This is a genomic window from Amycolatopsis cihanbeyliensis, assembly GCF_006715045.1.
GTDB lineage: Bacteria > Actinomycetota > Actinomycetes > Mycobacteriales > Pseudonocardiaceae > Amycolatopsis > Amycolatopsis cihanbeyliensis.
The window spans coordinates 1,136,978-1,158,369 of record NZ_VFML01000001.1; the positions used below are offsets into that span (position 1 = coordinate 1,136,978).

At 67.9% G+C, this 21,392-nt stretch carries 16 protein-coding genes and 2 pseudogenes; 14 read left to right on the top strand and 4 right to left on the bottom strand.

Features of this window, described 5'->3' with window-relative positions; all coding sequences use genetic code 11:
• Window positions 1-175: 175 nt before the first annotated feature.
• Window positions 176-757 (top strand): DoxX family membrane protein, encoded by a 582-nt coding sequence (locus tag FB471_RS04955; RefSeq protein WP_141996152.1) that lies wholly within the window; start codon window positions 176-178, stop codon window positions 755-757.
• 282 nt (window positions 758-1,039) lie between these two features.
• Here FB471_RS04955 and FB471_RS04965 read toward each other — a convergent pair whose 3' ends face one another.
• The gene (locus FB471_RS04965) at window positions 1,040-1,639 is read right to left on the bottom strand and encodes a transposase family protein (RefSeq protein WP_142001588.1); all 600 of its coding nucleotides are present in this window, start codon (window positions 1,637-1,639) and stop codon (window positions 1,040-1,042) included.
• 645 nt (window positions 1,640-2,284) lie between these two features.
• Here FB471_RS04965 and FB471_RS04970 point away from each other — a divergent pair.
• The gene (locus tag FB471_RS04970; RefSeq protein ID WP_141996153.1) at window positions 2,285-3,427 is read left to right on the top strand and encodes an FAD-dependent oxidoreductase; all 1,143 of its coding nucleotides are present in this window, start codon (window positions 2,285-2,287) and stop codon (window positions 3,425-3,427) included.
• Window positions 3,428-3,713: 286 nt separating this feature from the next.
• On the top strand, window positions 3,714-4,997 hold the full coding sequence (locus tag FB471_RS04975) for an IS256 family transposase (protein WP_141996154.1): 1,284 nt from the start codon (window positions 3,714-3,716) through the stop codon (window positions 4,995-4,997).
• A 1,150-nt stretch (window positions 4,998-6,147) separates the two neighbouring features.
• Here the strand turns inward: FB471_RS04975 and FB471_RS04980 are convergent.
• Entirely contained in the window at window positions 6,148-7,392 is a 1,245-nt protein-coding gene (locus tag FB471_RS04980) for a PucR family transcriptional regulator (RefSeq protein ID WP_141996155.1), read from the bottom strand.
• Window positions 7,393-7,535: 143 nt separating this feature from the next.
• Here FB471_RS04980 and FB471_RS04985 point away from each other — a divergent pair, with 143 nt between their 5' ends.
• Together FB471_RS04985 and FB471_RS04990 are read left to right on the top strand one after the other, a co-directional pair.
• On the top strand, window positions 7,536-8,783 hold the full coding sequence (locus FB471_RS04985) for a lipase family protein (RefSeq protein WP_170220704.1): 1,248 nt from the start codon (window positions 7,536-7,538) through the stop codon (window positions 8,781-8,783).
• Between the two features lie 13 nt (window positions 8,784-8,796).
• Window positions 8,797-9,828 carry a CSLREA domain-containing protein gene (locus FB471_RS04990; RefSeq protein ID WP_141996157.1) on the top strand — a complete coding sequence of 344 codons (1,032 nt, stop codon included), beginning with the start codon at window positions 8,797-8,799 and terminating at the stop codon, window positions 9,826-9,828.
• Between the two features lie 174 nt (window positions 9,829-10,002).
• Here the strand turns inward: FB471_RS04990 and FB471_RS04995 are convergent, their stop codons facing one another.
• The gene (locus FB471_RS04995) at window positions 10,003-10,569 is read right to left on the bottom strand and encodes a TetR/AcrR family transcriptional regulator (RefSeq protein WP_211357946.1); all 567 of its coding nucleotides are present in this window, start codon (window positions 10,567-10,569) and stop codon (window positions 10,003-10,005) included.
• A 132-nt stretch (window positions 10,570-10,701) separates the two neighbouring features.
• Here FB471_RS04995 and FB471_RS05000 point away from each other — a divergent pair, with 132 nt between their 5' ends.
• Both FB471_RS05000 and FB471_RS05005 read left to right on the top strand, forming a co-directional pair.
• Window positions 10,702-12,483: a phytoene desaturase family protein gene (locus tag FB471_RS05000; protein ID WP_170220705.1), complete on the top strand. Its 1,782-nt coding sequence runs from the start codon at window positions 10,702-10,704 to the stop codon at window positions 12,481-12,483.
• On the top strand, window positions 12,480-13,733 hold the full coding sequence (locus FB471_RS05005) for an NADH:flavin oxidoreductase/NADH oxidase family protein (RefSeq protein ID WP_141996160.1): 1,254 nt from the start codon (window positions 12,480-12,482) through the stop codon (window positions 13,731-13,733). The genes FB471_RS05000 and FB471_RS05005 overlap by 4 nt, the downstream gene beginning before the upstream one ends.
• A gap of 483 nt (window positions 13,734-14,216) precedes the next feature.
• Here FB471_RS05005 and FB471_RS34870 read toward each other — a convergent pair.
• A pseudogene (locus FB471_RS34870) lies at window positions 14,217-14,390 on the bottom strand (helix-turn-helix domain-containing protein); the annotation flags it as partial.
• Window positions 14,391-14,969: 579 nt separating this feature from the next.
• Here FB471_RS34870 and FB471_RS05015 point away from each other — a divergent pair.
• The 7 genes and pseudogenes from FB471_RS05015 (at window position 14,970) to FB471_RS05050 (ending at window position 21,052) form a co-directional block, all read left to right on the top strand.
• The gene (locus FB471_RS05015; RefSeq protein ID WP_246076242.1) at window positions 14,970-15,500 is read left to right on the top strand and encodes a TetR/AcrR family transcriptional regulator; all 531 of its coding nucleotides are present in this window, start codon (window positions 14,970-14,972) and stop codon (window positions 15,498-15,500) included.
• A gap of 665 nt (window positions 15,501-16,165) precedes the next feature.
• Window positions 16,166-16,407 (top strand): annotated as a pseudogene (locus FB471_RS05020) (ATP-binding cassette domain-containing protein); the annotation flags it as partial.
• A gap of 352 nt (window positions 16,408-16,759) precedes the next feature.
• Window positions 16,760-17,032 carry a hypothetical protein gene (locus FB471_RS05030; protein ID WP_141996163.1) on the top strand — a complete coding sequence of 91 codons (273 nt, stop codon included), beginning with the start codon at window positions 16,760-16,762 and terminating at the stop codon, window positions 17,030-17,032.
• Between the two features lie 214 nt (window positions 17,033-17,246).
• The gene (locus FB471_RS05035; protein ID WP_141996164.1) at window positions 17,247-17,501 is read left to right on the top strand and encodes a hypothetical protein; all 255 of its coding nucleotides are present in this window, start codon (window positions 17,247-17,249) and stop codon (window positions 17,499-17,501) included.
• 1,039 nt (window positions 17,502-18,540) lie between these two features.
• On the top strand, window positions 18,541-20,355 hold the full coding sequence (locus FB471_RS05040) for an asparagine synthase-related protein (RefSeq protein WP_141996165.1): 1,815 nt from the start codon (window positions 18,541-18,543) through the stop codon (window positions 20,353-20,355).
• Window positions 20,352-20,609, top strand: coding sequence for a lasso peptide biosynthesis PqqD family chaperone (locus FB471_RS05045; protein WP_141996166.1), 258 nt, complete (start codon window positions 20,352-20,354; stop codon window positions 20,607-20,609). The genes FB471_RS05040 and FB471_RS05045 overlap by 4 nt, the downstream gene beginning before the upstream one ends.
• Complete coding sequence (locus tag FB471_RS05050; RefSeq protein ID WP_211357947.1) at window positions 20,606-21,052, top strand: lasso peptide biosynthesis B2 protein; 447 nt, start codon at window positions 20,606-20,608, stop codon at window positions 21,050-21,052. Before FB471_RS05045 ends, FB471_RS05050 begins: the two co-directional genes overlap by 4 nt.
• The last annotated feature ends 340 nt before the right edge of the window (window positions 21,053-21,392 follow it).

Here is a 21,392-nt window from a genome sequence, read left to right on the forward strand (position 1 = left end):
GGTTTCGGGCCGCGCCGCGGCAGTCCTTCGTCACCACCACGAAGGACCTTCGCCACCCAGCGCACTGCCCGCGGACGGATGCCAACCAAGGACCCACCATCCGGAGACCTCCGACCCCGGACAGGCTCGCCGAAACACGCCAACCTCGAGCCAGCCACCAACAGAGGAGGACCCAATGTCCATTCGAGACAAGTCGACCCACGCCGGACACACCCACCACACGCCGGAACCCGGGACACCGCAGCACACCCTCGCCGGTAAGGTCGCCGCAGTCACCCGGATCGCGATGGGACTGCTGTTCCTGTGGGCCTTCGCCGACAAGGCCTTCGGCTGGGGCTACGCCACCCCCGCCGCCAAGGCCTGGACCGACGGGGGCTCCCCCACCAAGGGCTTCCTCAGCGGCGTCGAGGTCGGCCCCTTCGCCGAGACCCTGCGCTCCTGGGCAGGCGCCTGGTGGGCCGACTGGCTGTTCATGCTCGGCCTGCTCGGCATCGGCATCGCCCTGCTCCTCGGCATCGGCCTGCGCCTTGCCGCCCTCACCGGCACGCTCATGATGCTGCTCATGTGGATCGCCGAGTGGCCCCTCGACCGGTTCACCGAAGCAGGCGAACCCACCCGCTCCACCAACCCCCTCATCGAGTACCACGTCATCTACGCACTCGTCCTGATCCTGCTCGCCGCGGTCAGCGCCGGACACACCTGGGGCCTCGGCCACCGCTGGACCCGGCTCACCCAACACCACCACTGGCTGCACTAACCCCACCGAGCCCGGGAACAACCCGGGCTCGCCCCATCTCTCAAGCCGACCACCCGGTGCTATGGCGCAGACAGCGTGCTACCGCGATCGCTCCCAGCCTCGACGGGGGTCCCTGCGGGTGCCGAGCTGCGTAGCTTCCCGGCTGCGGTAGACGACGCAGGGGCCTGTCGGGTAGCCGAGCGGCATAGAGACACGTGCACGAGCCGGCTGAAGGCCAGAACGCGAACAGCGCCCAGGGGACTGTCTCGTAATTGATCTTGTGGTTGGTGTTGCTGGTGTTGCTCAGCCAAGGAGGTGGATGTTGTGCAGGTGGGCGATTCCGGACACCGTGTCGTTGAGCGTGCTGGCGGCGCGGCGGTAGTCGCGCAGGATCTTCCAGCATTTCATCCTGGCCAGGGCGTGCTCGACGCGGGCACGAATCGTACGGTGGCCAGCGTTGAGGTCTTCCTTCCAGTCCGGCAGATCACTACCGTCACCAGGCTTGCGATATGGCATGATCACCTCGGAGTTTCCCTGGTAGCCGCCATCGGCCAGCACCGGGCGTCCGGCCAGTTCCTGCTGGATTCCGGAGTCCCGGTAGACGGTACAGTCGTTGCGGTTGCCCGGATGCGCGTCGCCGGTGGCGATCACCCGGTGCGCCGCGGAATGCGACACCCCGAACAGCGGCCCGATCTGGCGCATCGTCAGGTTCGTCCGCCAATAGGTCGCCACCAGCAGCACACGATCGGCCAGGTCAAGCCGCCACTGACGACCAGGACGGCCATCGGCGATCTCCTCACCACCACGCGCCGCCACCACCCGCACCAGCTTCCGGAACTGGCCCGGCTCCAACCCCGTGAACGGGGCAATCCACTCCGACCGCGACGCCGAGATCACCCGCACCACAACATGATCAACCACCGGCACAACCACACCCACACCGGGTTACGAGACAACCCTTAGGCTCACGGCATGAGCACACAGCACCTACGAGCCGCCCGCGTCACAGACCCACGGCCCCTGCTGCTGTCGCTCAAACCACGCTTCGCCGAAGCCCTGCTCGACGGCACCAAGACCGTAGAACTGCGCCGGACACGCATCACCGCGCCCCCAGGAACCCCACTCATCCTCTACGCCAGCGCCCCCACCATGGCCGTTGTCGGCGTGGCGACCCTGCACCAGAACGAAACCGACACGCCCAACCACATCTGGCGTCGTCACCGCCCCCGGGCTCGGATTCACCGGGACCGAGTTCAACACCTACCTCCACGGCACCACCCTCGCCACAGCCCTCACCATCACCGAGCCCCAGCGACTCCTCGAACCACCCAGCCTCGCCGCACTCCGCACGACCTCCACCTTCCGACCACCACAGAGCTACCGCTACCTCACCAATCTCGACCCCGCCGTCCTCCACCACGCACTCGCCTCCCTCACCACCTAAGTTGTTTAGCGACTAACCAACCGACAGCTCTGGCCCGCTCCGACTGATCCTTCCGCGTTCCATACCGGACCTCGGTCCACACCTCGCCATGAGCAACCGACGATATGGCGCACGACGCCGGAGAGAAGTTGATGATTCGTCACGCCATCGTGGCCGGCGGCGGAATCGCCGGTCACAGCGCCGCTCTCGCACTGCTACAGGCCGGTATCGCCGTCACCGTGCTCGAGGCCCGCCCCGACGACAACGACCTCGGCTCGTTCCTACGGCTCAACCCCAACGGCCTCGACGCGCTCAACGCCATCGACGTTCTCGATCCGGTGGTCGACGCCTCGTTCCCCATACGCCACGTCGACCGACGGGCCCTGGACGGCCAGGTGCTCGTGCACCGCCCCCTCACCGACCCGCTGCCTGGCCGCAACCTCGGCGCCCGGTTCATCACGTGGGCCAATCTGGCCAGAGTCCTTCGTGACGAAAGCACACGCAGGGGCGCCACGGTCCGCCACCGTGCGCCCGTCCTCGGCGCGGAGGCTACCCGCAACAGCGTGCACGCTCTGCTCGCGGACGACGACCCAATCGAGGGTGACGTACTGATCGGCGCCGACGGCACCCGATCCACCATCCGCACCGTCATCGATCCTGCGGCCCCAGCACCCGACTACTGCGGATCCCGCACCATCTACGGTCATACCCCTCGACCTCCCACGCACACCCCGCCAGCACCCGCACAACTACGGTCCTACGGTGGCCCGAAGGCGTGGCTTGCCCACATCGACGACCCCGACACCGGCCACACCTATTGGTTCACCAACATCAAGACGTCCGAGCTGCTGCCCGATCCCGGCCCAACCACCGAGGACTGGCGCATCGAGCTACTCCAGCGCTGGAACGACGACGACATCCCAGCGGGCATCATCAAGATGGCCACCCGCATCCGAGCGTCCGACGACCGGGCGCTACATCACCTTCCTCGCTGGCACACAGACCGCCTCGTAGTCATCGGCGATGCCGCCCATGCCGCGCCACCCAGCACCGAACAGGGCGGTTCGATGGCAATCGAAGACGCCGCGGTGCTCGGGCGGTGTCTTCGCGACTTGCCCCTGCACCTTGCCCTGGCTCGCTTCGAACAGGAACGCCGGGAACGAGTCGAGACGATCATCGCCATCGCCACCGGCCACCACACAACGACAACCGGACCAGAATGGTCCTACCACCACCACATCGAATGGACGCAACGAATCGTGCCGTGACGAATGACCGAGGTCCAGTGGCGGAGAGCACGTGCCGCCTGCGGCCGGGCCAGCGACGTCATCTACCTGGCCCCAGCTGGTGACAGTCCGAATCAGTACCGACCGGTTTCTACTGACCGCGTTCTCCCTGTCGGTCACATCACTCAGCCTGCCGCTATCCCACCTACTCCACGACGCGGCGAATCAACACCACCCTGAGGACCACATCGGGACTGTCCGTGATCTTGTGGGTGGTGGGTGATCTTGACCATGCTGGAGCGGTCGCTCCGGCTGGGAAGGATCTAGGTTGACAAGCGAAGACAGGGTGGTCGGCTCGGCCGCTGACGGGAACTCCTCTGGTGATGATCTTGATGTGCGGGTTGCCCGGGAGTTGATCGACAAGGCTCGTGCGGATGGCGTGTCGCTGGTCGGCCCGAACGGGCTGTTGCGGCAGGTGACGAAGACGGTGCTGGAGTCGGCGCTGAACGCCGAGCTCGATGATCATCTGGGTTATGCGAAGGGCGATGTTGCCGGGAAGTTCGGGGGGAACGAGCGGAACGGTTCGTCGTCGAAAACGGTACGGACCGATGTGGGTGATGTGCGGATCGACGTGCCCCGGGACCGGCAGGGGACGTTCACTCCGCAGATCGTACCGAAGTACGCTCGCCGGGTCGAGGGGTTCGATGATGCGGTCATTTCCCTGTACGCTAAGGGGTTAACGACCGGCGAGATTCAGGCACACCTGGCCGATATTTATGATGCTCGGGTGTCGCGTGAGCTGATCTCGAAGATCACCGATAAGGTGGTTGACGATCTGAATTCGTGGCAAGCCCGGCCGCTGGATCGCGTGTATCCCGTTGTGCTGATCGATGCTATTCATGTCAAGATTCGTGATGGGGCGGTGGCGAACCGGCCGATCTATATCGCGGTGGGGATCACTCTGGCTGGTGAGCGGGATGTGCTGGGCATGTGGGTCGGCACCGGCGGCGAAGGCGCCAAGGGCTGGCTGAACCACTTGTCTGACTTGAAGAACCGTGGTGTCGAGGATGTCCTGATCGTCGCCTGTGACGGCCTGAAGGGGCTCCCCGAGGCGATCGCCGCGTTGTGGCCCCAGGCGGAGGTCCAGTTGTGTGTGGTGCACCTGGTGCGGGCGAGCCTGCGTTACGCCTCGAAGAAGTACTGGTCGGCGATCACGAAACGGCTCAAGCTGATCTACACCGCGCCCACCGCGGAGGCCGCCGAAGTCGAGTTCGTCGAATTCTGCGCCGAGTGGGAGGAACGCTATCCAGCGATGGTCCGGTTGTGGCGTAACAGTTGGGAACAGTTCACACCGTTCCTTGCCCATCCGCCCGAGTTGCGGAGGCTGGTGTACACCACGAATGCGATTGAGAGCCTGAACGCCCGGTTTCGGCAAGCCACGCGGCGGCGCGGTCATTTCCCGAATGATCAGGCTGCGCTCAAAGTGCTCTATCTCGTGATCAATAATCCGCTCAAGAACCGTTCCAATATCACTGGAAAGGTAGTAGGCTGGAAGCAGGCGTTGAACGCGCTCGCCATGCACTACGGCGACCGGCTCGACGTGCAGCAGTGACAGGGTGATCACATCACCACCCACAAGATCGCTGACACTCCCACCACATCCGGATAGGTCAACGTTTGTTCCCGTCGTGTGCCTGGGATACGTACAGGCCAGGCACTTGTTCGTCGCAGAACAACGCCATCGAGGGCGTCCTTCCAGGGCAAGGGCGGGCAGTCGTGGCGCTAGCAGGGTGAGTTGTGCTTCGACGTCGTACCGATCCTTCGTGTTGCCGTTGGCGGAGTTGCTGGGCAGCACGCTGTACCTTCTTGACCGGGTCACAACGTCCGAAGTCGAACCATCCGCCGTGGATTCGATACTTTGTGGAAGTGTCTATGCAGTGCGTCCTCGAGGTCGCGGTGTAACTGGGCGGGCCGCGACGCGGAGTCCCGCTGGCTTCCGGCGGCGCTCGTCCTCTTCATCCCGCTGGCTCGGACTCAACTCGTGGAGCCGGCGGATCCTCTTCGTGTTGCCGTCCGCGTCGGGCTCCTGTACATATTCGGCGGCACCGGCCTGGACGAGTTCCTGGATGGCGAGTTGCACCTTCGTGGTGTCGGTCGAGATGTAGGGCAGCAGCCAGTTCCGTTTGACTCCGCGGTATGCCCGCCGCGGGCGCGGCCGTTTCGGACGAGGTTGAGCCGGCAAAGGCCGTAGAGCATGATCGTCTGCGGCGAAAGCCCGGACAGGAACAGCTACCGTGGCATGAGAACCGGAAGTCGAGCGTAGCCGCGGCCGACGACAACACCGCATTCATCTCAGTTGATGCCCCTCTGTGCCGACATAGCGGGTGCTATTCCAAGTTTGTGGCCACATAACGCACGAAGCTGACCTTAACGATGAGCACCGACAGAACCGGGCACCAGCGGCTCAGCCGATGTCTAACCAGCCGGTCCACCTGCCGTTTCACGTGGTCATGTGCAGTCGGGTTCTGTCGTCGACAGAACCGATGTCCGTATCCGGCTGTGCTTACTGCTGGCCGCGCCCTCGCGGTAGTCCGCGGACGACGCCGCCGGGTGCCAGTGCTGTCCGCAGGTGGGTGATCTCCTCGTGCTACGCAGCCAGCCGTGAGATCGCCGCGATAGGGACTGTCCGACGAATGTCGGTGGATCCGGCTTGGCGGTCCGCTCATCGCGGGCACATCAAGGTGTCCTGGCTACAGGGAAGCTCATGGTTGTTCCGGGAGGTGGTGATCGGTGGGTGGGTGCTCGGTGAGGGCGTTGGCGATCATGGCGGCGGTGAGGACCCGGGCACCGTGCGGCGTGGTGGGGTCGTGGCCGGTGAGGGTGCGGATGCGGTGCAGGCGGTAGTTGAGGGTGTTGCGGTGTATGTGGAGCGACGCGGCGGCTTCGGCGCGTTGGTGGTTGCTGTCGATGAGGGCGCGCAACGCGTCAAGAAGGTGCGGGTGTCGGTTGACTGGCCGTAACAGCTCGGCGAGGCAGTCGCGGGCCGGGCCTGGTTGGGCGACTTGGTACTCGATGGCGAGATCGGTCAGCCAGTACGCGGCGGGCGGACGGCGCAGGGTGCCCGCGAGGTGGAGCAGTTCGGTGGCCAGCCGGTGGGCGTGCGGAATGGTGGCGTGACTGGTGGCCAGTGCGATACCGGCGCGGCACCGGGCGACAGCGGCGGAGTCGATACGCCGGAGCACGCGTTCGGCGGCAGCCCGCTGCTGCGGCTCGTGCTGGTCGGGGGTAACGGGCAGGAGGAACACTCCGCCGTCGCGGTCGAAGGTGGCCAGTACTGGTTCGGTGTCCAGCGCGGCCTGCAGTCGGCGGAAGCGGCTGGTCGCCGCGCGGGTGTCGGTGGACTGGTTGGGTTCGGGGATGTCCACGGTGAGGACGAGGTACCGTTCGGCGAGCTGGTGGCCGGCCCGTTCGGCGGCGCGCTGGGCGGGGCGTCCGGCGAGCAGGGCCGCGGCCAGCGAGTAACGGCCTTCGCGCTGCGCCCATTCCTCGTGCTGCTGCTCGGCGTGGTAGGCCTGCGCGATGCGGGGCAGCAGGTCGGCGAGAAGGCCGAAGATGCGGCCGACCAACGACACCAGGTCCGGGTCCAGGTCCAGGGCGTCGGGCTCACCGGGTTCGCCTGGTTGCTCGCCGGAGGTGGTGGCGATACGCCAGAGTTCCTCGGCGGCCAGCGGGTAGATGCGCAGTACGGCGTCGAGTGGCAGGCCGTCGCGGACGCGTTCGGCTGCCCAGCTGATCGGACCGGCGAGTTCGGCCTCGGTGAGGCCGCGATCCTCGACGACGGCGGTGAGGAACAGGTCGATCACCGCGCGAACGTTCGCGACCAGGTCCCTCTCCAGAACCGGGCCCGGCAGCCGCTGGTAGGCCGGGATGTTCTGCACGCATCGGGCGGTCACTGCGGCGGCGACGTCCTGGCCGTGACTGGTCAGGGCCTGTACGACTCCGATCATTCGACCCTCCCGACGGTTTGTTCCGGTGCACAAACCTGCGCGGAAATATCTGCGCATCATGCCAGCAGACAGCGCCCTGCGCACCGGAGATGCTGTTCCGGACACCTGTTCGCGCCGGGACGCGGCCTGTGGAAAGGAACGGCATGACAAGGTTCACATCGGTGCTGTGCGGCGTCCTGACGGCGCTGTTGCTGTGCGCCTCGGTGCCCGGTGCGGTGTCCGCGGCCCCCACCGGCACCCAGCAGGTCCTGCTGCCCAGGGACGATCCGTTCTATGTCCCCCCTGCCGGATTCGAGTCCAGCCCGAACGGGACGGTGCTGCGGTCGCGCCAGGTCACCGCCGTGGCCTATGTCCTGCCGGTGCCTGCCAGCACCTACCAGGTGCTGTACAAGTCGGTGGACAACCACGACCGGCCGGTGGCCGAGGCCGCAACGGTGCTCGTGCCCAAGGGTGAGTGGCGTGGGCAGGGCCCACGGCCGCTGCTGTCCTACCAGGTCGCGGAAGACTCGCTCTCCACCCGGTGCCAGCCGTCCTACACGCTGCGGGCGGGCTTGTTCGGCTCACCGGCCGGGGTCGGCACATACGAGTTCACCCTCTCGCTGGGCGCCCTGCTCAGGGGCTACGCCGTGGTCTACTCCGACTACCAGGGTCCACGCTCCGAGTTCGCGGCCGGGCCGCAGGCCGCGCACGCCGTCCTCGACGGGATCCGCGCCGTGCAGCACTACGCCCCCGCGGGCCTCGACTCCCAGGGCCCGGTCGGGTTGTGGGGCTACTCCGGCGGCGGCTTGGCCACCACCTGGGCTGCCGAACAGCAAGCCTCCTACGCTCCCGAGCTCAACGTGGTGGGCGCGGCGGCCGGGGGTGTCCCGGCCGACCTCGAAGCCATGCTGAAGCACAACGACGGCGGTCTCGGCGCCGGCCTGGGACTGCTCGGGGTGATGGGCCTTGCCCGTGCCTTCCCCGAAGCCGGTGTCCAAGCCCTGCTGAACGACCGCGGCCGCGAGCTGTTCGCGGACAACGCCGACGCCTGCACCCTCGACGTCGCGCTGTTCCACCCCTTCGACCGGCTGGCCAACTACACAACCGTCCCCAAGCCCGCGGACTCCGCACCTGCGCGGTACCTCTACCGGGTCAACAACACGGGTAAGACGACTCCGGACTTCCCCGTCTACAACTACCACGGCACCGTCGACGAGTTCGTTCCGCTCGCGCCGGTCGACGCCCTGGTAGGCGGTTATTGCGCGGACGGTGGCACCGTGGCCGTATCCCGCATCCCGCTCGCCGGACACATCACCGGCGAGGTCGTCGGTGCCGGTGACGCACTCGGATTCCTCACCGACACCTTCAACGGCAAGCCAACCCGCAACGACTGCGCGAAGCAGTCCCGCTGAGCCAGGAGGAACGATGGCCACGCGAAGGTTGCCGGTGATACTGGCCGCCGGCCTGATGGGGCTGATGTTGCCGGTGACCGCGCAGGCGGCTCCGGCGCAGAGGTCCGGTGACGTGACGTACACGGTGGACAGTACGGCGGATGCGCCGGATGCCGACCCCGGTGACGGGCAATGCCGGAGCAGGGAGGGCACGTGCACACTGCGGGCGGCGACCATGGAGGCGAACGCGGGCCGGGGTGCGACGATCGTGGTTCCCGCGGGCCACTACCTGCTGACCGTCGCGCCGCCGCCGCTGCCACTGGGCCCGTTCCCGGACCCGGCCACGGGGGATCTGAACATCCTGCGGCCGACCACGATCGTCGGCGCCGGGATGGGCCGGACCGTGATCGACGCGGGTGGTATCGACCGGGTCTTCTACAACGGTGCCAACAGCACGATTCGCGACCTGACCATCACCGGCGGGGTGACCAAGGAGCGCGAACTGGTGTTCATCACCGGAGGCGGCGGGATCTTGAACGTGTCCCGGCTGCAACTGCAGCGGGTGGAGGTGACCGGGAACAGGGCGGACTACGGCGGCGGGGTCTTCAACATTCCGCTGTCCGACCTGACGATCTCGGACAGTATGGTGCGCGGGAACTCGGCGGGCGAGGCAGGCGGGATCCGGTTCGACTGGACGGGCAAGGTGGTCAACACAACGATCACCGGTAACGAGGCGATCAACCCACACTGGATCACCCATCCGGCATCGCTGGGCGGACGCGGCGGCGGCATCGACCTGCGCGGCCCGGGACCGCTGACCATCACCGGCTCCACGATCACCGGAAACCGCGCTACCGACGAAGGCTCGGGGCTCAACGCGGCACCGGCCTATCTGGACTCGCTGGTGCCCCCGAACACCGGATTCCCGCTGAGCGTGGTGATTCTGAAGAACTCCACAATCGAGGCGAACCTGGAGTCGGCCAACTGCACACGGGCCTTCGCCGCGTTCCTCACCGACGGCGGACGGCTGGATCGGACCTGCCACAACGACCCGCCACGGTCCTAGTGTCGAGAGCCCGAAACTCGTGCCGTCAGTCCTTGCGGGGGAACCGAGTGGACGAGGCCGACGTCCGGTGGCCAAGAGAAACGCTGCCCTTCCTGTCGAACGAACCGCAGGCGCCTGGCGGTGCTGCGCGCCCACGCTGCTCGCGTTGCCGGACGAAGGCTGATCGCCGCGTCGCTACTCGGGCGTGACGCCGCACCGGGGTGGCAGGTGCAGGCGGACCAGCTCGACCAGGTGGCGGTGGACGTCCTCCAGCGGGCGGACGGAACGCGTGCTGAGCGCAAGGATCACCGCGCCTTCGACGGCGCTGATCGTGAATGTGGCCAGTGACCGTGCGGTGCCGGGTTCGACTCCGGAGTCGGCGAGCTTGGTGGCAATGAGGTCGTTCCACTCGGTGAAGGCCTCGGCTGCCGCGGCGGGCAGGCCCGGGGCATCATGGCCGGCGAGCGCGGCAGCCACGACGGGGCAGCCGGCCGTGAAGTCGGTCGTGGTCAGAGTCTCCTGCCACATCCGTACGAATGACTCCAGCGCGTCGAGAGGGTCCCCGACCTCGGTCGCGGCGGCGATGGCGGCGGTGAGGACCTGGCCCGCTACTCGAGTGGACTCCTCGACGAGTTGCTGCTTGCCCCCGGGAAAGTGCTGGTAGATCGACCCGCGTGCGGTGTTGCTCGCCGTCAGCAACTCGGTGACCCCGGTGCCGGCCACGCCCCGGCGGCGAACCAGGTCGATGGCACTGGTGATCAACCGCTGTCGTGGTCCGGGGGGCCTGTGGACGTCGTCCGGCGCAGGGTCTTGCGGTAGACCATTCATTCTACTACTCTTCGGTAACTGTTACTCATAGTCACACTTGCTGTCGTGGAGCGAGGAACCATGATGATGCCATCGAACACACGTGCCGGGCAGGACGCCGGCTTCGACGCCATCGTGGTCGGCGCGGGCATCGGCGGGATGGTCAGCGCCGCCTACCTGGCCGCGGCGGGTAAGCGCACCCTGCTGCTCGAGGCCTACGACGTCATCGGTGGCTGCACGCACGCGTTCCGCCGGGCCGGCAAGTGGGAGTTCGACGTCGGCGTGCACTACCTGGGTGACTGCGGTCCGGGCGGGGCGATCCCGACGATCCTGCGGGGAGTGGGGCTGGACCGGAAGGTCGAGTTCCTGCCGCTGGACCCCGCGGGCTTCGACACCATCGTCTTCCCGGACCTGACCGTGCGGATCCCGGTCGGCTGGGACAACTACCTGAACAACCTGTGTGCCGCGTTCCCCGCCGAACGGCAACGGATTCGCAAGGTCGTCGGCATCCTGCGCCGGATCGGCGGCAGCATCGACCACAGCCGCACCCCGGCGTCGCTGGGCGGCCAGGCCGCGTTCGTGCGGCGGGCCGGGTTCGCCGCACGATGGGCGATGCTGCCACTGACGACGTTGCTGGACGCACACCGGCTCAGCCCGCGGCTCAAGGCGGCGATGTCGGTGCAGTACGGCACCTATGCCAGTCCGCCGCACCGCACGCCGGTGGCGGTACACGCGTTCATGCTGCAGAACTTCCTCAGCGACGGAGCCTGGTTCCCGCGGGGTGGCGGGCAGGTCCTCTCCGCCCGCCTCGGCGAGGTCATCGTCGCGAACGGCGGACAGATCCGCACCCGATCCACGGTCCGGCGGATCCGCACCGAGCACGGCGCCGCGACGGGGGTCGAGCTGGCGGACGGCACCCGGTTCGACGCACCCATCGTGGTGTCCAACGCCGATCTGAAGCGGACCTATCTCGACCTGGTCGGCCGCGAGCACCTCAGGCGCCGCACGATCCGGCGGGTGGAGCGGTTCCGGATGTCGCAGCCGTTCTTCAACTGCTACCTCGGCGTGGACGTCGACCTCGGCCAGTGGATACCGAACACCAACTTCTACTCGGTGCCCACCGCCGAAGACGTCACCTCGCTGTTCAGGGACCTCGCTGAGAATCGGGGCGACTACACTCTCGACGAACGCATCGAGCAGGCCCGGCGGCGGCTGCCCGCCTATGTCAGCGTGACCACCGTCAAGGACCCCGGCAACCCGCACGCCGCCCCGCCCGGTTCGTCGGTACTCGAGGTGATGACCCTGGTCCCGGGCGAGCCCGAGGCATGGGGCCTCGACCGCTGGCCCGAGCCGAGCGACAATAGCTACCAGGACCATCCCGGCTACCGGCGCATCAAGGAAGCCTTCACCGAGATCATGATCCGCCGGGTCAAAGAGGTCATCCCCGGCATCGAGAACCACATCGTCTGGCGGGAAGCGGCCACGCCGCTGACTCAGCACCGCTACACCCGAGCCAGCGGCGGCACCCCCTACGGCCTCGAACTGTCGATCGGTCAGTTCGGTCCCCTGCGCCCCGGCGTGCGCACCGAGATCGCCGGTCTGTACCTGTGCGGCGCCTCCACCGCCTGGGGCCCCGCCGTCGAAGGCGCGATGCTCTCCGGCCTGCACGCCGCCGGGGCCGCCCTCGGCCGCGACCTGGACGCCGAGATCCGCGCGGGCACGACCTACGGCCGGCCACCGACCGGCCCGGCGGATCCACCCGACTGGGATGCCCTGGCCACCGCCAGGAAACTGGCCACCCGCGCACCCCGAACGCCCCCGGCACCGGCCCACACCACCGAGCAGGCGACAGGAGCCACCCCACGATGACCGGCACCCCGCGCCTTTCCGACCCGCTGCCACTGCCGTGCGGGCAGACCCTGCGCAACCGCATCATGAAATCCGCCCTCAGCGAAGCACTCGCCGACCCGGCGCACGCCCCGTCCACCGAACTCGAGACGCTCTACCGAAGGTGGGGCGTCGGCGGTTACGGGCTCGTCGTGACCGGCAACGTCATGGTCGACCACCGCCAACTCGGCGAACCGGGCAACGTCGTCATCGAGGACAAACGCGACCTCGCCGCGCTGACCCGCTGGGCCGCGGCCTGCCACGACGGCGGCACCCCGATCTGGATGCAGCTCAACCACCCCGGACGCCAGGCCAACGCCCTGGCCGGCCGTAGGCGGCCCGTCGCCCCCAGCGCCACCGCGGCGAAAGTGCCCGGTGCCGTCACCCCCCGCGCGCTCAGCGGCGCCGAGATCGAGGACCTCATCGACCGCTTCGCCACCACCGCCGCGGTCGCCGAGACCGCGGGCTTCGACGGCATCCAGATCCACGCCGCCCACGGCTACCTCATCGCCCAGTTCCTGTCCCCGCTGGCCAACCAGCGCACCGACGACTGGGGCGGCGACCCCACCCGGCGGCTCCGGTTCCTGCTGGAGATCGTGCGCCGCATCCGGGTCACCGTCGGCCCCGGCTTCGCCGTCGGCATCAAACTCAACTCCGCCGACTTCCAGCGCGGCGGATTCTCCGAAACCGAATCGCGCGACGTCGTGGCCCGCCTCGCCCAGGAAGGTCTCGACCTCATCGAGATCAGCGGCGGCAGCTACGAAGCACCCGCCATGATGGGCACCACCCGTTCAGCCAGCACCCTGGCCCGCGAGGCCTACTTCCTCGACTACGCCCAGACCGTGCGCCACCTCGCCCGCGACGTGCCGCTGGCCGTCACCGGCGGCTTCCGCTCGCACGCCGCCATGGCCACCGCCATCGCCCACCGCACCTGCGACCTCATCGGACTCGGCCGACCCACCTGCACCACCCCGGACGCCGCGAACATCCTCCTTCAACCCAACCAGACCCAGTTGCCCGTTCGTACCGTGCGCTTCGGTCTCCGCCGCACCCTCGGACTCGTCGCCGACCTCAAGACCCTCGACGGAGCACTGGACCTGCAATGGCACACCGACCAACTGCACCGCCTCGCAGGCGGCGCCGAACCCGATCCAGGCCGGCCACGATGGAAAACCCTCGTGGCCATGCTCAACCGCAACGGGCTCGCCGCCTTCCGCCGCCAACGCCAGTAGCGCCGATCACCCACGACCGGACGTGAGCAGCCAGCTGAAAAGCGCACCGGTTATCCGCAACAGCAGGCGTGCCGCCGCGGCCAAGACGCCTGGTTCGTACGTCGGAACGTCACATCCTTCGAAACTGTCATAGCGACAGCGCCGAACACGCAAGAACTCGCCACCGAGGAAATGCCACGAAACATGACTACGGTGGGGCGACGCGGTGTGGCGCCGGGGACACCGCCTGACACCGGCCGGAGTGACGGCAGAGCATGATGCCTGAGCGCTCGCTGTTGTCGTCCCAGTCGACCACATGGCTGCTCACGATGTTGACCATCCCGTCGATGATCGCGGGGCCACTTCGCTCCAGTGCCCGCAATGCGGTTGTGACGACCGCCTCCGGTTCCCGGCATTGTCGGTCTTGTTGGGCGGTCTCCGTGGCCCGGAAACCCGAGGCGACCACCACATCAGCGTCGGCTTTCGATAGCAATTCCGGTTGTGCCGCGGGCGCCCCGGACGCGGCTCGTCAGCCAGCCCGGCCAGGCCGTGCTCGATGAACCGACCCCGCCACGTACCCACCGTCGGCACCGACACCCCCAGCGCGGCAGCCACGCCCTTGTTGAACGCACCAGGCTCCGCACATGCCAGAACAATCCGGCAGCGCAACGCATACGCCTACGTCGACGTCGCCGCCCGCACCCCACGCACCAGTTCCCGACGGTCGGCCTCGGTCACCGTCAACTCGGCTGTCAAGTGCGCGATCGACCAGTTCTTCGAGGGCTTGTGGCCGAATGTCTGTCAAGCCCAGCGACCACTTCGTAGATCGACACGTTGATCCCGGCTGTCCGCCCCGCATGACCAGCGCCAGCACGCACGCTGGTGTTCGGCTGCCTGGCTGGGGCGCTCAAACCGTGCCGACTTCGAACCGCCGGTGATCGCGCTTCAGCTGTCCACAGGAGACTACGGCTTCAGCACGCCGGGCCAGAGGTATTTGTCCGCGGGAACTGTCCCGTTGCGGAACCATTCCTGGAAGAAGCCGCTGGGGTGCTGTCCGGTGATCTGCTCTGCGAACGCTGACCCGAACCGATCCTCCGCGGTTGTTCCGGGCACCAACGCGAGCCCGTGGGCGGTAGCAAGCCAGGTGGCCGCCTACACGAGGTGTTGTTGCACTCGGTCGATGGTGAGTGTACAGTCACTCACGTGAACGAGGAACGAGCGACACTGTCTACCTCCGAGGCCCGCCGGGAGACCGTCGTGACCAGCGCCGTGACGGTGTTCGCGCAGGGCGGGTACGCCGGCACGCCCATCACGGCGGTCGCCGAGCACGCGCGGATCTCACCCGCGTATGTGTTCAAGCTGTTTACCGGCAAGGTTTCACTGTTCGTCGCGGCACTGGAGCGGTGTTACGAACGGATCCTTGGCGCACTCGAAGACGGGGCCGCGCAGGCCACGACACAGACCCCGGCAGGCGTACTGCATGCGATGGGCGAGGCTTACGCCGCCTTGATCGCAGATCGGGATCTGCTGATGCTCCAGGTCCACGCCCAGGCCACCACCGACATACCGGAGATCGCCGAGGCTGTCCGGGATGGCACGGCCCGCATCACCTCGTTGGCCACCAGCCGTTCCCGCGCGAGCGCGGCGCAGGTGCAGCGGTTCGTCGCTTATGGACAACTGTGCCACCTGCTGACCACACTCGACGCCTTCAGCGTCGACGAGCCGTGGGCGGCCACGCTGACCGACGGCGTCCGACACCACCCCGCGGAAGGAGGTGAGCAGACATGACCCGCACCGCAGCGCGATGGATCGCACTCATGCCGCTGGCAGTTCTCGACGTCATCATGTTCGTCGCCTGGAACTGACCAACCCCCGCCCGCGGTTCGACGGCGGGCGCTTCTTTTGACCGCAGAAGTGATTGACCAATCACTCACGTTTCGAGGAGTATTCCATGACCCAGAAAGCCCACAGCCGCACCCCCGTTCCCGGCGAACTCGTCGCCTGGCGAACCACGCTCGCGGTCCTCGTTATCGCCGCCGTACTGATGCTCGGCGCGTGGAACTAGCAGACCGTCCAGCACGGCGATCGACAGTATCGACCCACCCCAGGAGAGCACCCATGAGCAGCAGCACAGACCTGCACGTCGTACTCGGCGCCGGGCCGGCGGGTACCTCGCGCGGACCTGGCACCGGAGCGGCCGAGGCCGGGTAAGAGTGATTCGGACGTTGGTTGAACGGAGCCCGGAGCCGTTGTCTTCGAGACAGGCGCCGGGCTCCGGTCTGCGGTGGGTGTGTGACCGCCCCGCCGTCCGGTCAGCGGCTGAGGAATTCCTATGGGCTGGGGCGCCTTGACTACGAACTGTCGGCCTGATGCCCAGTCACGGTCGCCGAGTTCTCAGAGTTCTCCCAGAAGTGTTCCGAGAATGCTCAGACTGCCCCGGCAGGGTCGTGAGCATGACAAACATCGACCTACAAGGGCTGACCAAACGGTACGGGCCGGACACGGTGGTGGACGACGTATCGTTCACCGTCGAACCCGGGCAGGTGACCGGCTTTCTCGCCCCGAACGGCGCAGGCAAGTCCACGACCATGAAGATGATGTCGGTCTGGCCGCCCCGACCCAGGGTTCGGTCACGATCGGCGACCGGCATTACGGTGACCTGCCCGCACCGCTGACCGAGGTAGGTGTGCTGCTCGGCGACTTCTTCTGGGCATCCGATCCGGCCGCCCGGCAGGACGGCGTTGGAACGAATGCCGTTCACTCCGCCTCCGATGGCCAGCACACGGCTGATCCGGGCGATCGCTCCTTTGCCCCGACACAGCCATGCGCGGCATCGCCAACCGCCACCACGTGACCCCCACGCCGGACAGACATGCGGACCCGGTCCGCCCCATCGAAGTACAGTCCGGATCGGCATTCGCGGCCGCGAACCACTCCTGGATCCGTCTTCGGGGCGCCGCCGCCAGCACTTGACCTCAACCCGAGTCGAGGTTCTACGGTCATGGTCGACTGGCGCGGGAGTCCCCACAGAGTTCAAGGAGCAGGTAGTGATCGTCACCATCGCCAACGTCGCCGACCCCGATCGGTTCCTGAACGTCTTCGAGACCGTCGGCGCGGAGAAGCGGCGGGAGCACGGCTGCCGAGGCGCCTGGGTCTATTTCGATCCCGACGACACGCACCGGGTGTGGTCCGTCTTCGACTGGGACGCGAAGGACTACGACAAGTTCCTCGCGGACCCTGAGATCCCGGCCATCGCACGAGAGCTCGGGATCGAGGCGCCGCCCGTACACGCCGTCGCCGCGACCGAACTCGACGCCTGACCACTACGCAGGAAGAGGTTTCGACATGGGATGGGACCGGAACACGCCACGTACCTGCCGTCGTCCCCGGTAGTCGCTGCGCAGAGACCGGTGGACGGGTGACCGCGGTCGGCGGCGGGGGTACCGACCTCTCGGTCGTGGTCGAGCACGCGCGCGGCGAGCTGGGCCGGGCGACGCCGTGGAGGTCGGGTGCGAGTCGTATCGGACGGACACGATGGCGGCCTCGGTCCGCGCCGAGGTCAACGGCGGCATGGTCACCACGGTGGCGGCTCGACCGCAGCGGACCCGGTTGGAGTGGCTGTTGTGGGTCGATCCGGCGAGCGGGCGCAGCGAGTTCGACCGGTCGAAGGACTCGGTGCGGGCGGCGACGTGGGGCAAGTTCAAGGACCGCTTGGCGCATCTGGCCGGTTGGGATGCGCTGGCCGACCGAGCAAGGGATGATCCCGCTCCACTCGACACCACCGAGTGACCCACATGTCCGCCAGCCCGGAGAGCCGAAGCCCACACGCTCGGAGATCACGACGACCGTTGACACTGGTACGTACTCGACCACCTGCGCGACCGGCACGCCCGCTGTTCGGCATGGGCACCAACACCGCCGGCTGGGTTCCGGCTCCGCAAAGGGCCGCCCGCCAGAGCTCGACCCCGCAGTCACCCGGGCCGGCTACGCCTGGGCCGCTCAAACCTCACCGTTGCGGAAAGCCGCGGCTCACGACACACACGGTCGCATGCTGATGTTGTACGAACCGCACAGCGCTGAGCTGCCGGATCTCCAGCTAAGCAGGAGTCGCGACGGCTGCTGACGCGCTCCACGTGCCACGGACCGGCGCCTCCACCCCCGCGCCATCCCATCCGACCCAACTCCCCACCGCGGCTTCGCCCGACTTCGGCAAGACGTAGTCGCGCACGTGCAACCGACACCTCCTGACTGTCTACAGTGCACGCTGAGGACGCTCCTCCAAGTGGAGCAACGAACCACACCGGCACGCCCACAGGATTTTCACCATAATCGCGTCTCACGAAAATAACCGGATACACGGTACCGGTGGTCGCCGAGACGGTGTCCTCGGAGATCCCGGCACCTCGTTCGCCCCCGCAACCGGCTCTGACGCCGCGCACGACCTGCGGGGCGAACCTGGCCCCGGCAGGCCGAACCCGGCGTGTCAGTACCGCTTACACCGTTCACCGGCCCGGGGGCGTGGATGTCAAGGAGGCCCAAGACTTCTCGAATCGTCGTTGCTCGCCCGACGACTCTTGTTGATCGTGAGTATCCCGGGTAACCGGGAACCAACACAAGGAGGAAATCGTGGAGAAGGATCTGTACGAGCCGCCGACCATGGAGAACATCGGCTCCTATGACGAGGAGACCGGTAGCATCGTGGTGGTTATCGCGGACGGAACCTCGAACCGGGGCTGGTTCTGACGGACCGTCCAGTACCGGGGCGTGACGTACCGTCTGCTCGTCGGTGACGCCACGCCCCGGCCACTATCGCGCCTTGGGGGCACCCATGCTCGGAAGCAACCACTTCTTCGTCGTCCTCCCGGACACGGAAGTGGGTCCGGAGGTGGCACGGCTGCCCGCGCTCGCGGCGGATCTGCGGACGATCCGGTACCCGTCCGGCCGGCCCTGGATGGTCGGACGCTGGCGCGACGAGGAAATGCTCGCGGTACACACCGGCGACCGCGGGCTCGCCATCGTCGGTACCTTCGGGGCGGACCGCGCCGCGCTGCTCGCGCAGGCACGGGCCCTGCACGACCTCGACGCGCTGACCACCTTGCACCGGCGGTGGGCGGGCAGCTACCACCTGATCGGCTCGGTCCACGGGTACACCAGGGTCCAGGGCACGGCCTACGGGGTGCGGAGGGTGTACCACACCGAAATCGGCGGCACGGTGATCGCGGCCGACCGGGCCGCGGTGCTCGCGCGGCTGACCGGTGCCGACGTGAACCGATCGGCATTGGCCACCAGGCTGATGCTGCCGACCCCGTACCCGCTCAACCTGCTTCCGTCCTGGCACGGCGTCACCCCGGTACCGCCCGGGCACTACCTGCTGATGGGTGACCGGGCCGGCGCGCCGCTCCACCGGCGGTGGCACCGGCCACCGGAGCCGGGGCTGCCCGGTTCGCACGGCGCGGGGCGGGTGCGGGCCGAGCTGGCGACCGCGGTCGCCCTGCGCGCGGAGCCGGGGGGTGTGGTCGGCACGGACTTCTCCGGCGGCCACGACTCGACGTCGGTGGCGTTCCTGGCTTCCCGCCACCTGCCGCCGAAGGACCTGGTCGCCGTCACCGCGGTGGACGACGCGCGGACCAGCGCCGACGCTCGCTGGGCCCGGCGGGCGGCTGCGCATCTGCCCGGTGTGCGGCACGAGGTGCTCGACGGCGCACGACTTCCGAAGTTCTACGAGGATGTGTTCGACGGCGAGGACCGCTTCGACGCTCCCTCGGCGACGGTCACCGTCCGGAACCGGATCACCGCCACCGCCCGGTGCGCCCGCGAGTTCGGTGCGCGCACCCTGCTCACCGGCTTCGGCGGCGACCTGCTCTTTCTCGGCCTGCCCGCCCACTACCACTCCCTGTTGCTGCGGCGACCGTTGCTGAGCTGGCAGCGGCTGCGGGGCTACCGGGCGCTGTTCTCCTGGAAGTGGAAGGACACCCTGCGGGCACTGGTGGATCGCCGCGACTTCGCCACCGCGCTGGCTTCGGTCGATCCGCGCAACACGGAGGCGATGACCTACCGCACCGTGCGACTGGACTGGCTCTACCCGCCCCGGCTGCCGGCCTGGATCACCGAGGAGGCGATCGGGTTGATCGAGCGGGAACTCACCGCGGCCGACGGTACCGCCCCGCTGGGTCCCACCCGCGGCAGGCATATCGAGCTGGCCGCGCTGGACATCGCAGCCGAGGACTTCGCCGTGCTCGACGACCTGACCAGGCGGGCTGGCATTCCCGCCGCCGCGCCGTACCTGGACGACCACGTGGTGGACGCGGCGCTGTCGGTGCGGGTGGAGGATCGCACGTCCCCTTTCGCCTACAAGGGCCTGCTCACCGAGGCCATGCGCGGCATCCTCCCCGAGGAGATGACCGAGCGGGAGACCAAGTCGGGCAGCGCCAACGCGCCGAGCCTGCGCCGGCAGCGGGCCCGGCTGGCCACGATCTGGGACGACTCGGCGCTCGGGGCGCTCGAGCTGATCGACCCGGAACGGGTGCGTGCCCTGTGCGCCACGCCGGACGCCAAGGACATGGCCGACAACGGCCTCGACACGACACTGGCCTGCGAGGCGTGGGCGCGGACCGCGCTCCCGGAAAGGGTGCTCCCAGGATGACGATGACCTTCCACGAACACGTGACCATGACCGAGACCGACTACGGCGTGGTTCTCCTTGATCTGCGCAGTGGTCAGTATTTCCAGCTCAACCCCACGGCGGCGACGGTGGTTCGGATCCTGCGTGACGGGGGTGACGTCGCGGGCGCCGTCGATGCCGTCGTCGGTGCCTTCGACGTGGACCGGCAGCGCGCCGAGCAGGATGTCACCGCGTTGCTGAGCGACCTGCGAGACTCCGGAGTGCTGGCGCCATGACGTTGCCGATTATGATCCCATGGGAGAAACGCGACCGGAACCGCTCGCTGCCCCTGCGGGTCCGTACCCGGCTGGCGATCGCCGGTGCCTGGTTACTCGCCCGGCTGCCCGCCCTCCGCCTGCGCCGGGTGCTGGAGCGCCTGTGCCACGGTGTCCGGCCCAGCACGTTCGACGAGGCTACCGCGGCGCGCCGCTCGGTGCTGTCGGCCAGCATGCCGCTGCATGGCTGGCATGCCTGCCTGGCCCGGTCTCTCGCAATCGCGCTGCTGTGCCGGATCGAGGGCCACTGGCCGACCTGGTGCAGCGGAGTGACCGCCAGCCCGCCACCGCGCCCGCACAGCTGGATCCAGGTGGGCGACCGACCGGTGGGTGAACCCGAGGACTTGAAGCTGGCACTTCTGATGACCGTGCCGAACGGCCCACGTCGCGGCACGAGCGGGTGACCCGACCCGTCCGCGGGGCAGGCGCCTCCGGCGGACCGTCATGCCGCCGCCCGGAACGCGGGCGCGGCATCGAGGACCTGCGCCATGCCCTTCGCGCGTGCGGCGGACGGCCGGATCTCGCGGCGATGCTTCGGCGCGCACACCTAGTGCCGTATCAAGCCACGTTGCCTAGCTAGTGGCCCGAAGTGCCCTGAACGTGGCGTTTGAGACGTCAGATGTCTCAATAGTGCCGTTCGCGACGGTGAGCGTCCGGAAAGCCACGTTCAGGGCACCCGTCCGGCGGGCAATCCGTAACAGCGGCAACGTTCTGTGCGGCGGCACCAGCGACTGACGTTGTTCA